We start from the raw sequence: 12585 nt of genomic DNA, 5'->3' as shown, positions 1-12585 counted from the left end.
CTCCCGCCTCCGGCCCCGCCTCCGCCGACAGGAGTCCGCCCATGAGCACCACCCTCTTCACCCCCTACGCCCTGAGGACCCTGACCGTCCCCAACCGCGTCTGGATGGCGGCGATGTGCCAGTACAGCGCCGCTCCGGACGGCGACGCGGCCGGCGCCCCGACGGACTGGCACTTCGCCCACGTCGCGGCACGCGCCACCGGCGGCACGGGGATGATCATCATGGAGGCCACCGCCGTCAGCCCCGAAGGCCGCATCACCCCCTACGACCTCGGGATCTGGAACGACACCCAGGTCGCGGCCTTCCGGCGGATCACCTCCTTCCTGACGGCGCAGGGCACCGTGCCGGCCCTCCAGCTCGCCCACGCCAGTTGTTCCGACTATCAGGTCATCCATCAGTTAGCTGACCAGCCACGACGTAGCACAGAGCCCCCGGAATGACACCACCAAGTGTCTCCGGGGGCTCTGCTGCGTGGAGTGCGATGTCGTACGGAATCCCGCGCCCGCTTGTCACTCGATCTCGGTACCTTCGACGGGCTTTGCCCGCAGCTTGTCCAGCAGTCGACGGAAGTGGGTTTTTGCTGCCCACGTCCCGTACTCCTGTGTGGGTGCGGCCATCTCGATGACGTGGTGCGCTCTCGCCTTGAGTACGGCGCCCCACACCACGGCGTGCTGCTGAGCACTGCGCCCGCACTCGTGCGGCTCCCCGGGGAGGCAGAGCGGAAGCGGGTCGCCGATCTTGTTCGCCGAGTGGCGGACATACCGAGCGACATCGAGCCACTGATCAGGGGTCCGAGCCGGCTGCCACCCGTTGGCCATGTCGCCGGGCCATGGTGTCCAGTCCTGGCCGATCCCGTCGCCGTGGTCGTCCACTTCCGCTCCCTACTCCGCCTGATGGGGCTCCGAGCCTAGGCGATCGACGCCCCGGGCGGGTCGCAGTGGCCCAGCGTCGGCACACACGGCTGACACGGGCCGCACATCGGAAGGAACTGCGGCGGCGGGCAGGCTTGAGCCTTGTCGCACTTCCGTTCGATCTCGGCGAGGGCAGCGGCGAGGCGTTCGCCCGACCAGATGTCCGCCAGCGACATTTCGAGCACGTTCCCGACCGGCATGAACCGACCGAGGACGCAGGGCACCACGTCGCCGCTCGGCAGTACGGCGCACTTCTCGTGCGCGCAGTGCCCACACAGGTCGGACACCTTCGGTTGCACCCCTCGGCTCGCCCTGCCGAACGCCCTCGTTCGGTCGCCGCCTACCTCCGTGAGCCCCAGACTCAGGAGGTCGGTTGCGGCCTGGACGGTCCGCTGACCGGGGTTGACGGCGATCACCCCGCCCCGGATGGGGATTCCGAGGGAGACGGCCCTCTCGACGTTCGAGCGGGTCTTCCGGTGCGACCCGCGGGTCTTAGTCACGGCGTCGTGGTCGTCGCCCTGGTCGCTGTAGTAGGACGTCGCGAGGCTGACGTTCCGGCTCGCGAACGTCTCCCACAGCTCCGGCGTGATGTGGGTCATGTTGCTGAAGACTTCGACGGACAGTTCACGGTCGCGGGCGTGGCCGATCAGGTCGGCGAGACCGGGGTACAGCGTCGGTTCGCCGCCGATGAACTGCACGTGCGCACCGCCCATGTCGGCGATCTGATCGATCACCGACCGCCAGTCGAGTTCGGTCATGATGCCGTGGTCGCCCTGCGGACCCGAGTCCGCGTAGCAGTGGGAGCAGGATTCGTTACAGAACCCGGTCACCTCCAACCACACGAACTCCAACCGGCTGGGGAGGGTCTTGGTACTCATGTGCGCCTCCTTGAGAGTGCCCGCCGGGGGGCGGGCAGGACCGTCCGCAGCTCCGGGCGGAGCCGCGGCGTTTCTCGGGGATGGTGATGGCCCGTCACTGCCGTGGTCACGGACGGAACGGGAGTCTGTGGGGTGCTACTGGGCGGACTTCGGCGGCCGGTTGGGGTGCCTCGCCTCGTACGGGTTCTCAACGTGCGGGGGGCCCGCACACGCGAGGGCCCAGAACTTTTCCTGGCCGTTCTGGTCGAAGTGGCGGAACTGCACGGCGGTCCGCGTGATGATTCCGGTGATCGGGTTGTGCTTCGTCGCACGCCGGACCACTTCGCCCCTGCGTCCGTCGTGGTGGACGTACCAGCCGCCCAAGGGCGTTGACACACAAACCGGACGCCCGGCGGTGGCACTGACAACCGCTCGCGTTCAGTTCCACCTCCAGCGCATATGCGGCGGTCTCGAACGTCTCGTGCGGGTCCGGCTCTGCGTGGTGGAGTCGGTGCCGTCTCGGGGTCGGCATGGTTCTCGTCTCCCTGTAGGTCTGGTGGTCCCGCCCGTCCGCGACGGGGGATGCGCGTACGGACGGGACCGGTCCCGCGCAGGGAAGCCCACTTCACGGGTGCAGCCACCCGGAGTGGCGGCGCGGGAGTCTTCGGGGCTTACGCGGCGTGACGCTCGTCGGCCGGCTCGCCGACGTAGAGCAGCGGCAGCCTGATGCCGACCAACGCGGCGGCGACGGCCTGGCGAATCCTGCGTTCCATGAACGGCAGTGTGAACATGGGGAGTTTGTCCATCGGGACCCACCGGAGTTCTTCGATCTCCGCGGCGGCCCCAATGGGTACCGAGAGAGCGGCGGCCGCGGCGTCGGGCATGACTCCGCCGTCGAGCACGATGTTCAGCCCCTCGGACGCGCCGTGTCCGGGTTGGCCGGGATCTGATCAATCGCCAACGCGTGCGTGAACTCGCGCTTCAACCCGATCCCCTCCGCCAGTTCACGAGCGGCGGCGTCAGCAAGCTGCTCGCCGGGATGGACGCCCCCACCTGGCAGGATGTGATCCTCCCGGTAGCGCGGCCTAACCAGCAGGACGTCGCCGTTCTGGCGGCGGATCAAGACCAGAACGCCGATGCGACGTCGCGGCGGGCGTGGGGGGGATGGTGCTGTATGCCACGGGTGGTCCCTCGATGGTGGTAGATAGATGGGCCCGCCCCGGGCATCCGGCCGCGACCAGTGCGTAAGTACCGTCCCCGGGGCGGGGGTTCCGGCCAGAGGATCAGGACTCCTCTGGCCGGTGGTTGAGGGGCGACCGCTCCCCGCCAAGGCGCGTTGGCGGGGAGCGGTGCGGCTCAACAAGGGCCGTTCGCCAACTGCCCTCGGACCCATCCGGCAGGGGAGGTCTTCCTGCCGGTACCCGTCCGTTCGCGGCCATCTTTCGCGAACGGACGTTGAACCCCGTCGTCACAGAGGATGAGCACTCGCGCTGCGACGACGGGAACTTGTCAGTCCGGCGGGCCCGGTTCCCATCCGCACCACTGGCCGGCCGGAGACTCCACCACCCACTCACGACCGCTGCCCTGCTCGCGCTGCGGGCGGGCAGCCGGCTCGGCCCTCAGTCCCATGCGCAACCGGATCGCGGCCAGCGCCTCAGGAGTACATCGAAGGTCTCGCGGATTGGCGGCAAGTACGTCAACTCGACTGGCGTTCAAGGGACTTCACCCCTTCTTCGAGCGAGGGCGGGGGCGCACCTCGGGCTGGAGAGAAACCGCTCAATGTCCCGGTCTTGCAGCCGGATGCGACCCCGGGGCGACGCGAGCCGCCACCGGCCCGCGCGCCACCGACCGATCAGCCGGCTCCGAGTACGGAACGCCATCTCGCCAACGCGGCCACGAATGGCGAGGGTCGCCGCAGCAACCCGCCTAGCAACGAAACTTCGCTTCAAGGGCGTTACCTTCCCCGCTTGACGGCCGTTGCGGCGGCCAGTTCGACCGTCACGAGAGCGGCCGGCGGTGCGGGTTGCATCCCGTACCCGGCGCGATCTCCCTCGGGTTGCACTGTCGCAGCTGATCGGGCTTGGTCGTCCACTCCGGCCCCCACCGAGCGGCCTCAGGAAGGCGGCCCCGCAGAGGAGTTCCACGAAGACCTCTTCCCGCGGCTTGCCGTCGTCGTCGCAGTGCGCCAAGTCCTTCACCACCTCGTGTCGAACGAGGCTGGACAGCACGGGCACGGACTTCGGGTCTTCGGACATGGGGGTCTCCGCAAAGATGCCATGGGGGATGAGCGCTTCAGCGTCTCGCCAACGGACAACTGCGCTCCGTGGCTGCGTGACTACCAGGGTGGCCCACTCTCCCCTACCATCGGAAGGTCCTCAACTTCCCAGTTAACCCAGGGGATTTGGAGTTGATCTTGTGAACCGCAAGAAGCTTGATCCACAGAAGTCTCCGCGAGATGCCTTCGGGGTCCGTCTTCGCATGTCACGCGAGGCAGCGGGCCTGAAGCAGCATGAACTCGGCGCCCTGATTGGCTACTCAGACACGCACATCTCTGCCGTCGAAACGGCCACCAAATCCCCCAGCCTTGACTTCGCGCGAAAATGCGATGAGCACCTTGGGCTGGAAGCGACCCTAGAGACGATGTGGTGGGGACTGAGGGCTTCCGCCCTGCTGGAAGGGTTCCCGGAGCACGCGGCACAAGAAGCTCGCGCAACCCGCATCATGGTCTTCGAAGCAAACATCGTGCCTGGGCTGCTCCAGACCGAGAGCTACGCCGCCGCGTTGGCCGCCGCCTCTGTTCGACGGGGCCGAATCACGGAGGCTCAGGCCGCCGAGCGGTTGAGGGTCCTCGCGAACCGGCAACAGCTACTTGATCGTGACAAGCCCCCACTGATCCACGCTGTTCTGGATGAAAGCTGCATCCGTCGAGCCATAGGAGGCCGGGCCCTGATGGCGGAACAGCTGTCTCACCTGGAGGCCCTAGCCGCCCGCCCAAACGTGATCATCCAGATCTCACCGTTCTACCTCGCGGAACAGGCGCCGTTTCGCGTCTCCATGACCCTGCTCGGCTTCGCGAACCGAAAGGTGGTTGGCTACTCCGAGTCCCTTGAACGCGGCTACGTGGTGCGGAGCCCTCGCACTGTCGCAGCCTGGGAGGACGACTACCATCGACTCCAGGTTGAAGCGCCATCCCAGGTCGCTTCGCTGGAGATGATTCGCAAGGCACGAGAGGAACTGAGCGACCATGACTCCCCACCCTGACGAGCTGTCTCGTGCTGCCTGGTACAAGTCGACTTACAGCGACAACGGGGGCACCTGCGTAGAGACCACTGCCGACTTCCCTGGCCTGGCGCCCGTCCGTGACTCCAAGGACCCCGAGGGTCCTGCCCTCGTCTTCCCTGCCGACGCCTGGCAGTCGTTCGTCACCGCCGTCCGTTCCGGAGAGTTCGGCGACGTCTGACGTCGGTGTGCTGCCCTGAGACCCCGCCGCCCCTTTCCGGAGCGGCGGGGTCTCGTCGTCTCCTACCGGCATTTCCGGCACAGCTGTCCTGGCCTCTGGACATACTTCCCGCACAGCCCATCGCGCCCCTGGCACTCGTGCGCGTGCGGCCGGGGCCCTGCGGTTCCGGCGGCCCGGTTCCCCGTGGAGGCCCGCCCCGCCGCCCGCCGGTCCCGCGCACCTGTGATCAACTCTTCGGGTACCGTGGCGGGGACCGCGGCACAGGACGAACCATCAAAGGGGGATGGTCACATGGTCGAACTGTCGAACGGTGCGATGACCTGGGTGGCGGCCGGGGACAGCATCACCCGGGCCGCCCTGCACACCCACGGCGCGCGCGGCTGGGTGGAGCACGTGCAGGAACGCCTCTGCTGGCAGCTCGGCCGGCTGACGGACGTCGTGGTCAACACCGGCGTGTCCGGCTGGCGGGCCACCGACGTCCTCGGGGCGTACGACTTCGTCATCGGGCGGTTCGCACCGGACGTGCTGTCGCTCTCGCTGGGGACCAACGACGCCCCCGCCGGGCTGGAGGGGCTCGGGGAGTTCCGCGACGCCATGCGCGAGATCGTCGCCCGGTCCGCCGGCGCGCAGATCGTGCTGCACACGCCGCTCGTGGCCAGCCACGCCGGGCGCGTCGCCCGCCCCGAGCTGCCCGCGTACTGCCAGGCCGTGCGCGAACTCGCCGCGGCGACGGGCGCGTTGCTCGTCGACCACGAGGCGTACTGGCTCGCCGAGTTCCCCGGCGGCGAGGCGATCCCGTGGCTGGACGACCCCACGCACCCCAACGGCGTCGGCCACCTGCACCTGGCCGACCACACGCTGCGCACACTGGGGCTGGGCGAGCTCACCGCCCTGTGAGCGGGCCGCGCCGGGCGGGCCGTCGGGGCGGTTGCCGCTGATCGGCGGCTGGGCGGCGTCCGGAATTTTTGTCGGGTCCCTGTCTAGTTCGCTTGCGTCCTGGTGTGGTGGGATGTGCCCGTCACGGGATTTGAGGGCGCTGACGGGGGTGCGCGGTGAGGGGTGGACGGCTGTGCGGGCTGGACGGGGACGCGGCGCGGCTTGCCGCGGCGGGCCTGGTCCGGCTGGGTGCGCAGGAGTGGGTGGGCGACGCGGCCGGGGCTCCGGCGTGGCTGGGGCGGATGCGGGCGGCGTCGTTCGCGGACGCCTGGCTGGCGTTCGGCGAGCCGCCGGCGCCGGGGCTGCGGGTGCCGGCCGGGGAGGTCCTGCGGGCGCTCGCGTACCGGGCGGCGGAGCTGGTGCTCCAGGCGCGCGAGGGGGACGTGCCGGCGGTGCTGGAGTGGCTGGGCCGGCGGTCGGCGGAGGCCCGTGAGCAGGCGGGCCGGGCGGAGGTGACGCACCCGGCCGAACCGGCCGCGCTCGCCCTGGTGTGGCACGGCGTCCAGGCGGTCACCGCCGACGGCGGGGACGGGGGCGGGGGCGCTTCGGCGGCCGAGGGCCGGGAGGCGCACGGCCGGCGCATCGACGAGCGGGGCGAGGCCTACGTCCGCGAGCGGTACCACCGCCGGGACACCCTGGCGCTGATGCTGGCCTGTGCCCGGATCGCGGCCGCCGCGCTGGTGGAGTCGTGCGGCGGCGATCCGGGCCGGGTGGACGGGTGGCTGGAGGAGGACGCGGCCCGGTACATGGCGCTCGGCGGCCCGGTGCCGCTGTGGGTGCCGGGCCGGCCGGGGCAGCCGACGGGGTGAGGCCGGCGGCTCAGTGGTTCGGCGGTTCGGCGGCCGGGGCTCAGCGGGCCGGGAGGCTGAGGGTGGCGTGCAGGCCGCCGCCGGGGGCGGGGGTGAGGCCGAGGTCGCCGTGGTGGGCGTCGGTGATGGCCGCGACGATGGCCAGGCCGAGGCCGTGACCGCGGCGGGCGGGGTCGGACTGGGCGGTGCGGCCGCGGCCCCGCAGGAAGGGCTCGGTGAGGGTGGGGACCGTCTCGGGGGCCAGGCGGGGGCCGGTGTTGGTGACGGCGAGCCGGACCCGGCCGGGGTCGGCGGGGTCCGCCCCGGTGGTGACGGTGACGGATCCGCCGGTCGGCAGGTTGTGGCGCAGCGCGTTCTGCAGCAGGTTGACGGCGGCCTGGCGCAGCAGGACCGGGTTGCCGGTGGCGGGGGCGGGCCGGCAGTCGGTGGTGACGGTGACGCCCAGGGCGGCGGCCTCCTCCTGGACGGCGGCGAGGGCGTCGCGGGTGGTGCGGGCGAGGTCGAGGGGTTCGAGTTCGGGGGCGGTGTGGCCGAGGTCGGCGAGTTGGAGGAGCGCTTCGCTGATCTCGATGCCGCGCTGGTTGGTGTCCTGGAGGCGGGTGACGAGGGTGGTCCAGTCCTGGCGGGCCGGGTCGGCGGCGGCGACCTGGAGCATGGTGCGGGTGATGGCCAGGGGGGTGCGCAGTTCGTGGGAGGCGTTGGCGGCGAAGCGCTGCTGGGCGTCGAAGGAGCGCTGGAGGCGTTCGAGCATCTCGTCGAAGGCGTCGGAGAGGTCGGTGAACTCGTCGCGGGGGCCGGCGAGGGCGATGCGGTGTTCGAGTGCTCCGCTCGCGGCGCGGTGGGCGGCACCGGTGATGTCCTGGAGGGGGCGCAGGACGCGGCCGGCGATGAACCAGCCGCCGATCGTGCCGACGGCGGTGAGCAGGGCCAGGGCGTAGCCGGAGATGGTGAGCAGGGAGCGGAGGATCTCCTGGCGGGAGGGGGCGGAGAGGCGGTCGCGGGGGTTGGAGGAGGTGAGCGGGTAGTTGGGGATGTAGCGCATGCCGATGTAGACGACGGCCAGGCAGAGGGTGCCGGTGATGACGGCGAAGAGGGTGTAGCTGAGGGTGAGCCGCAGGCGGGCGGTCAGGCGGCGCGGTCGCGGCGCGGGGCGGGTGCGGGGCGGGGCGCTCACGTGGGGGTGCCGTCGGTGAGGCGGTAGCCGACGCCGGGCACGGTCTGGATCACCCAGGGTTCGCCGAGTCGTTTGCGCAGGCCGGAGATGGTGATGCGGACGGCGTTGGTGAACGGGTCGGCGTTCTCGTCCCAGGCGCGTTCGAGGAGGTTCTCGGCGCTGATGACGCCGCCGCGTGCGGTCATCAGGACCTCCAGGACGGCGAACTGCTTGCGGGAGAGGGCGACGTAGCGGCCGTCGCGGTAGACCTCGCGGCGGAAGGGGTCCAGGCGCAGTCCGGCGTATTCGAGGACGGGGGGCGCGGCCTGGGCGGGGCGGCGGGCCAGGGAGCGAAGCCGGACGACGAGTTCGGCGAGGTCGAAGGGTTTGGTCAGGTAGTCGTCGGCGCCGAGTTCGAAGCCGGCGACCTTCTCGTTGAGGCGGGCGGCGGCGGTGAGCATGAGGACGCGGCAGCCCAGGCGGTGCTCGACGATGGTGCGGCAGACGTCGTCGCCGTGGGTGCCGGGGATGTCGCGGTCCAGGACGACGACGTCGTAGGTGTGGACGGCGAGGCGTTCGAGGGCGGCGTCGCCGTCCGTGACGATGTCGCAGGCGATCGCCTCCAGGCGCAGGCCCGCCTGGACCGCCTCGGCGAGGTAGATCTCGTCCTCCACCACCAGGACCCGCACGCGCTGTTCTCCCGTCCCGCTCTTGCTGTCGTTGCCGTTGCCGTTGCCGTTGTCGTTGCCGTTGCCGTTGGTGTCCATTGGACACGAACGGGCCTATCGAAAACGTATCGGTTAGTGCAGACGTCCTGGTAACACCGCATTTCCTCCCATGGTGTGGCCGCCGGGTTTCCCCGTCGCGGCGAGATGACGAGCGCCGGGAGGCAGCGATGGACGGGACGACGCGCCAGGAGGCGACGCGGTGGCGGACGGCGGGAGGTGGCCGGCGGGCGGTGGCCGTGGGCACCGGGGCGGTGGTGGTGCTGGCGCTGGCCGGCGCCTGCGCGGCCGCCGATCCGCCGGCGACCGAGGCGGCGCTGCGGACCCTGGCGGCCACCGTCGCGCCGTTCTCCTCCTCCCTCGCTCCGGGGCCTGGCTCCTCGGCGGGGGCGGACGGCGACATTCCCGACGGCACGACGCTGACCCCGTTCGACACCGGGGCGCCGGCGGTGGGCAACCTGGACGGGCCGCTGCTGGAAGCCGTCCAGCAGGCCGCCCGGGACGCGCGCGCCCAGGGCATCGAGATGACCGTCACCTCGGGCTGGCGCAGCAAGGAGTACCAGCAGCGGCTGCTCGACAAGGGGGTGGCCAGGTACGGGAGTCTGGAGCGGGCCAGGCAGTTCGTGAACACGCCGGAGAAGTCGGCGCACGTCTCGGGCAAGGCGATCGACATCGGCCCGACCAATACCGACTACTGGCTGATCCAGCACGGCGCGCGGTACGGGCTCTGCCAGGTGTACGCCAACGAGATCTGGCACTTCGAGCTGCTGACCAGCCCTGGCGGGACCTGCCCGGCCCTGTTGCCCGACGCGGCCGGGTAGGGGGCCGTTCATGATCCGATCGCAGGAGGGGCTCGCGCCGGGGGCGGGAGCGGGCCCGCAGGCGGGGGCGGGGAGCGCTCCGGCGGGTGTCTCCCGCCCGGGCGGCCGTCGATGCCGTCGGGAGCGGCAGCAACGCCCGCCGGTCGGGCGCTGGCGGCGCGGCCGCGTGGCCGCCACCGTGGCCCTGCTGACCGCCCTCGCCCTGGCCGGTCACCGGCGGGTGCCGAGCCTGGGCGTCCACTTGGGGAGCCTGTGGGAGAGCGCCCTGCCCTGGGCCGGCGTCGTGGTGCCCGCCGTCCTGCTCGTCGCCGCGCTGCGCCGCGCGCCGGTGCCGGCGTGCGCCGCGGTGGTGCTGGCCGCGGTGTGGGCCGTCGTGCTCGGGCCGGTGCTCGCCGACGGCGGCCCGCCGCCGGGGGGCGGTGCGGGCCCGGCCGGCGGTGCGGGCCTGACCGTGGTCACCCACAACGTGAGCGCGCAGAACCCGGACCCCGCCGGCACGGCCCGGGCGCTGCTCGCCGCCCGCCCCGACCTGGTCGCCCTGGAGGAGGTCACCGACGCCGCGCTGCCCGTCTACCAGCACGTGCTGGACGCCGAACTGCCGCACCGCACGCGGATCGGCACCGTCGCGCTGTGGAGCCGCCACCCGCTGACCGACGCACGGCGGCTGACCATCGACCCGGGCTGGAGCCGTTCGCTGCGGGCCGAAGTCCAGGCCCCCGGTGGGCCGTTGGCCGTGTACGTGGTCCATCTCGCCTCCGTCCGGCTCAACGTCACCGGCTTCGCCACCGCTCACCGCGACCGCAACCTCGCCGCGCTCGGCGCCGCGCTGGACGAGGAGCCCCTGCCCCGGGTGCTGATGCTGGGCGACCTCAACACCGCCGCCGGGGACCACGCGCTCGCCCCGGTCACCAGTCGGCTGAGCTCCGCGCAGGACAGCGCGGGCGGCGGCTTCGGGTTCACCTGGCCGGCGGTCTTCCCGCTGGCCCGGATCGATCACGTCATGACCCGGGGCCTGTCCGCGACCGCCGCCTGGACCCTGCCCGCCACCTCCAGCGACCACCTGCCCGCCGCCGCCCGGCTGACGGCGTGAGGGGCGGCAGGCGCGGGGGTGGCGGCGGGCGCGGGAGCCGGTGTCAGGCCAGGAGGTCGGACTGGAGGGTGACCACCTGGCGGAAGGCCGCGTCCGGGACGCCGTCGGGGTTGGTCATCGTGACGACGGCGACGAGGTCGGAGGCGCAGAGGTAGGCGACGCGGGCGTTCGGGGTGCCCTTGGTGCCCTTCGCCGTGCTCTCCTGGGCGTCCAGGTGGACGCCCTCGACGGTGTCCCAGGCGCTGTGGGAGGTGCTCTTCGCGCCGGGCAGGGCATTGGGCCTGGCGTCGGAGCGCAGGGAGGAGAAGACGTTCCAGGACTCGAAGGAGGCGCCGAAGCGCAGCAGCCGGATCTGGGTGCGGGTGCCGTCGGAGGCCGTCCACTCCCGGACGGTGGCCGCCCGGCAGGCGTCCCGCAGGAGCAGCTCGCGGAGCGCGGCCGGGTCCCGCTGGTCGGCGAGGATCGCGTCGCAGGTGACCCAGTCGGCCGGGGCCTGGCCGGCGGGGGCCGTGGACGGGCTCGCGCCCGCCGAGGCCGACGCCGAGGCGGAGTCGGAGGCGGTGGCGGTGGCGGTCGGGCTCGGGGTCGCGCTCGCCGACGGGGTGCCGGTGGCCGAGGCGGTGGGGACCGGGTAGAGCGCCGGGGTGAGGCTGCCGCCGGCCTCCTTGGGGGAGGGCAGCAGCAGGTAGCGCAGGTCCGCGGCGTGCAGGGCGCCCTTGCCGCCCGTACGGTCCGGCGCGCTGCTGCCGGAGGGCAGTGGCGGCAGCGTCAGCGGCGGGAAGGTGTAGCGGCCGTCGCCCGGGGTGGCCAGGCCGGGCAGGTCGGTGCGCTCGGGGGCGGTGACGGCCAGCGCGGCGCCGGTGCCCGCGAGGGCGAACACCAGGGTGGCGGTGGCCCAGCGCGCGGCCGCCCTGCGGCGGGCGCTGCGCCGGGCGAGGCGGGCCTCGTGCTCCTCGGGAGTCTCCGCGGGGGTCTCCGCGCCGGGAGCGGCGGGGATCTCGGCGGGGGTGCCTGCGGGGTTCTCGGCAAGGGTCTCCGTGGCGGCCTCGGCGGAGGTGCCCGCAGGGGTCTCGGCGAGGGCGGCGGGCTCGTGCGGGGTGGCGTGGTCGGTCATGCGGACGCTCCCGGGCGGGCGAGGCGGTCGAGCTGCAGGGTGAAGAGGGCGACGATCCGGTCCTTGGGCAGCGGTGCCACGCCCTCGACGTTCATGACCACCAGGAGGTCGCCCTCGGCGGCCGAGCACTCCAGGTAGTCGATCGGCGCGGACGGCGGCGCCGGCATCAGGTAGCAGTGCGCCTCGGGGTGGCCCGGGATCTCCGGGCCGATCCGGAACAGGCCGGTGTCGCCGGTGAAGACCGCGGTGTACTCGTTGAGCTTCTGCACTTCCTGCTGGTTGAACTGGCGCAGCTTCAGGCCGACCACCAGGTCGTCCTCGGTGGTCCGGTACGTGCGCACGCCGGTGGCCTTGACGTGCAGGCCCTCCCAGTAGGAGCGGAGCTTGTCGCGCTTGTCCTTGGGGATCTGCTGGAGTTCGTCGTCCAGTTCGGCGGACAGGAACTCGGCGCCGAGTTCGGTGTCGTTGCCGTAGCCGCCCTCGTCCGGGCCGGGTTCGTAGCCGGCCGGGACGGGCAGCAGCAGGTCGCGCAGCGAACCGAAGTGGTTGCCGTTGGACTTGGCGCCGAACGGCGTGGCGGTCGCGGTCGGGACGGGCGCGGCGGACGGCCCGGCGGCGACGGCCGGGGCGGGGTCGTCGTACTGGGTCTTGATGATGCCGACGCCGATGGCCACCCCGGCCAGCGCCGCCGCGGCCGTCGCGGCACCCG

13 protein-coding genes and 1 pseudogene are annotated in these 12585 nt (G+C 72.2%); 7 read left to right on the top strand and 7 right to left on the bottom strand.

Annotated elements, in window-relative coordinates; all coding sequences use genetic code 11:
• Positions 1-41: 41 nt before the first annotated feature.
• A pseudogene (locus tag ACFVX9_RS35780) lies at positions 42-368 on the top strand (NADH:flavin oxidoreductase/NADH oxidase); the annotation flags it as partial.
• 141 nt (positions 369-509) lie between these two features.
• On the opposite strand, the gene ACFVX9_RS35775 reads toward ACFVX9_RS35780, so the two are convergent.
• The 3 genes from ACFVX9_RS35775 to ACFVX9_RS35765 form a co-directional block, all read right to left on the bottom strand.
• Complete coding sequence (locus ACFVX9_RS35775; protein WP_380378217.1) at positions 510-872, bottom strand: hypothetical protein; 363 nt, start codon at positions 870-872, stop codon at positions 510-512.
• 35 nt (positions 873-907) lie between these two features.
• A complete protein-coding gene (locus ACFVX9_RS35770) occupies positions 908-1789 on the bottom strand; it encodes a radical SAM protein (RefSeq protein ID WP_380378215.1) in 882 nt (293 codons plus the stop codon).
• Between the two features lie 886 nt (positions 1790-2675).
• Complete coding sequence (locus ACFVX9_RS35765; protein ID WP_380559758.1) at positions 2676-3161, bottom strand: NUDIX domain-containing protein; 486 nt, start codon at positions 3159-3161, stop codon at positions 2676-2678.
• Between the two features lie 1022 nt (positions 3162-4183).
• Here ACFVX9_RS35765 and ACFVX9_RS35760 point away from each other — a divergent pair.
• The 4 genes from ACFVX9_RS35760 (at position 4184) to ACFVX9_RS35745 (ending at position 6973) form a co-directional block, all read left to right on the top strand.
• Positions 4184-5029 (top strand): Scr1 family TA system antitoxin-like transcriptional regulator, encoded by an 846-nt coding sequence (locus tag ACFVX9_RS35760; RefSeq protein ID WP_387985990.1) that lies wholly within the window; start codon positions 4184-4186, stop codon positions 5027-5029.
• Positions 5013-5228: a DUF397 domain-containing protein gene (locus ACFVX9_RS35755; protein WP_380378207.1), complete on the top strand. Its 216-nt coding sequence runs from the start codon at positions 5013-5015 to the stop codon at positions 5226-5228. The genes ACFVX9_RS35760 and ACFVX9_RS35755 overlap by 17 nt, the downstream gene beginning before the upstream one ends.
• A gap of 291 nt (positions 5229-5519) precedes the next feature.
• Positions 5520-6125 (top strand): SGNH/GDSL hydrolase family protein, encoded by a 606-nt coding sequence (locus ACFVX9_RS35750; protein ID WP_387985986.1) that lies wholly within the window; start codon positions 5520-5522, stop codon positions 6123-6125.
• 155 nt (positions 6126-6280) lie between these two features.
• Positions 6281-6973: a hypothetical protein gene (locus ACFVX9_RS35745; protein WP_380484660.1), complete on the top strand. Its 693-nt coding sequence runs from the start codon at positions 6281-6283 to the stop codon at positions 6971-6973.
• Between the two features lie 40 nt (positions 6974-7013).
• Here the strand turns inward: ACFVX9_RS35745 and ACFVX9_RS35740 are convergent, their stop codons facing one another.
• Both ACFVX9_RS35740 and ACFVX9_RS35735 read right to left on the bottom strand, forming a co-directional pair.
• A complete protein-coding gene (locus ACFVX9_RS35740) occupies positions 7014-8147 on the bottom strand; it encodes a sensor histidine kinase (RefSeq protein ID WP_387985982.1) in 1134 nt (377 codons plus the stop codon).
• On the bottom strand, positions 8144-8815 hold the full coding sequence (locus ACFVX9_RS35735) for a response regulator transcription factor (protein ID WP_063353004.1): 672 nt from the start codon (positions 8813-8815) through the stop codon (positions 8144-8146). The genes ACFVX9_RS35740 and ACFVX9_RS35735 overlap by 4 nt, the downstream gene beginning before the upstream one ends.
• A gap of 206 nt (positions 8816-9021) precedes the next feature.
• On the opposite strand from ACFVX9_RS35735, the gene ACFVX9_RS35730 reads away from it, so the two are divergent.
• Both ACFVX9_RS35730 and ACFVX9_RS35725 read left to right on the top strand, forming a co-directional pair.
• Positions 9022-9672 (top strand): M15 family metallopeptidase, encoded by a 651-nt coding sequence (locus ACFVX9_RS35730; protein ID WP_387985979.1) that lies wholly within the window; start codon positions 9022-9024, stop codon positions 9670-9672.
• 166 nt (positions 9673-9838) lie between these two features.
• Positions 9839-10762, top strand: coding sequence for an endonuclease/exonuclease/phosphatase family protein (locus ACFVX9_RS35725; protein ID WP_387985976.1), 924 nt, complete (start codon positions 9839-9841; stop codon positions 10760-10762).
• Positions 10763-10805: 43 nt separating this feature from the next.
• Here ACFVX9_RS35725 and ACFVX9_RS35720 read toward each other — a convergent pair whose 3' ends face one another.
• Complete coding sequence (locus ACFVX9_RS35720; protein ID WP_387985973.1) at positions 10806-11876, bottom strand: hypothetical protein; 1071 nt, start codon at positions 11874-11876, stop codon at positions 10806-10808.
• Positions 11873-12585, bottom strand: a 713-nt coding sequence (locus ACFVX9_RS35715) for a hypothetical protein (RefSeq protein ID WP_387985970.1), incomplete at its 5' end; no start/stop codon positions are given. The genes ACFVX9_RS35715 and ACFVX9_RS35720, both read right to left, overlap by 4 nt.

Origin of the sequence: Kitasatospora sp. NPDC058243 (genome assembly GCF_042882025.1) — a bacterium.
Taxonomy (GTDB): domain Bacteria; phylum Actinomycetota; class Actinomycetes; order Streptomycetales; family Streptomycetaceae; genus Kitasatospora.
This window is presented reverse-complemented; position numbering and strand designations above follow the sequence as displayed.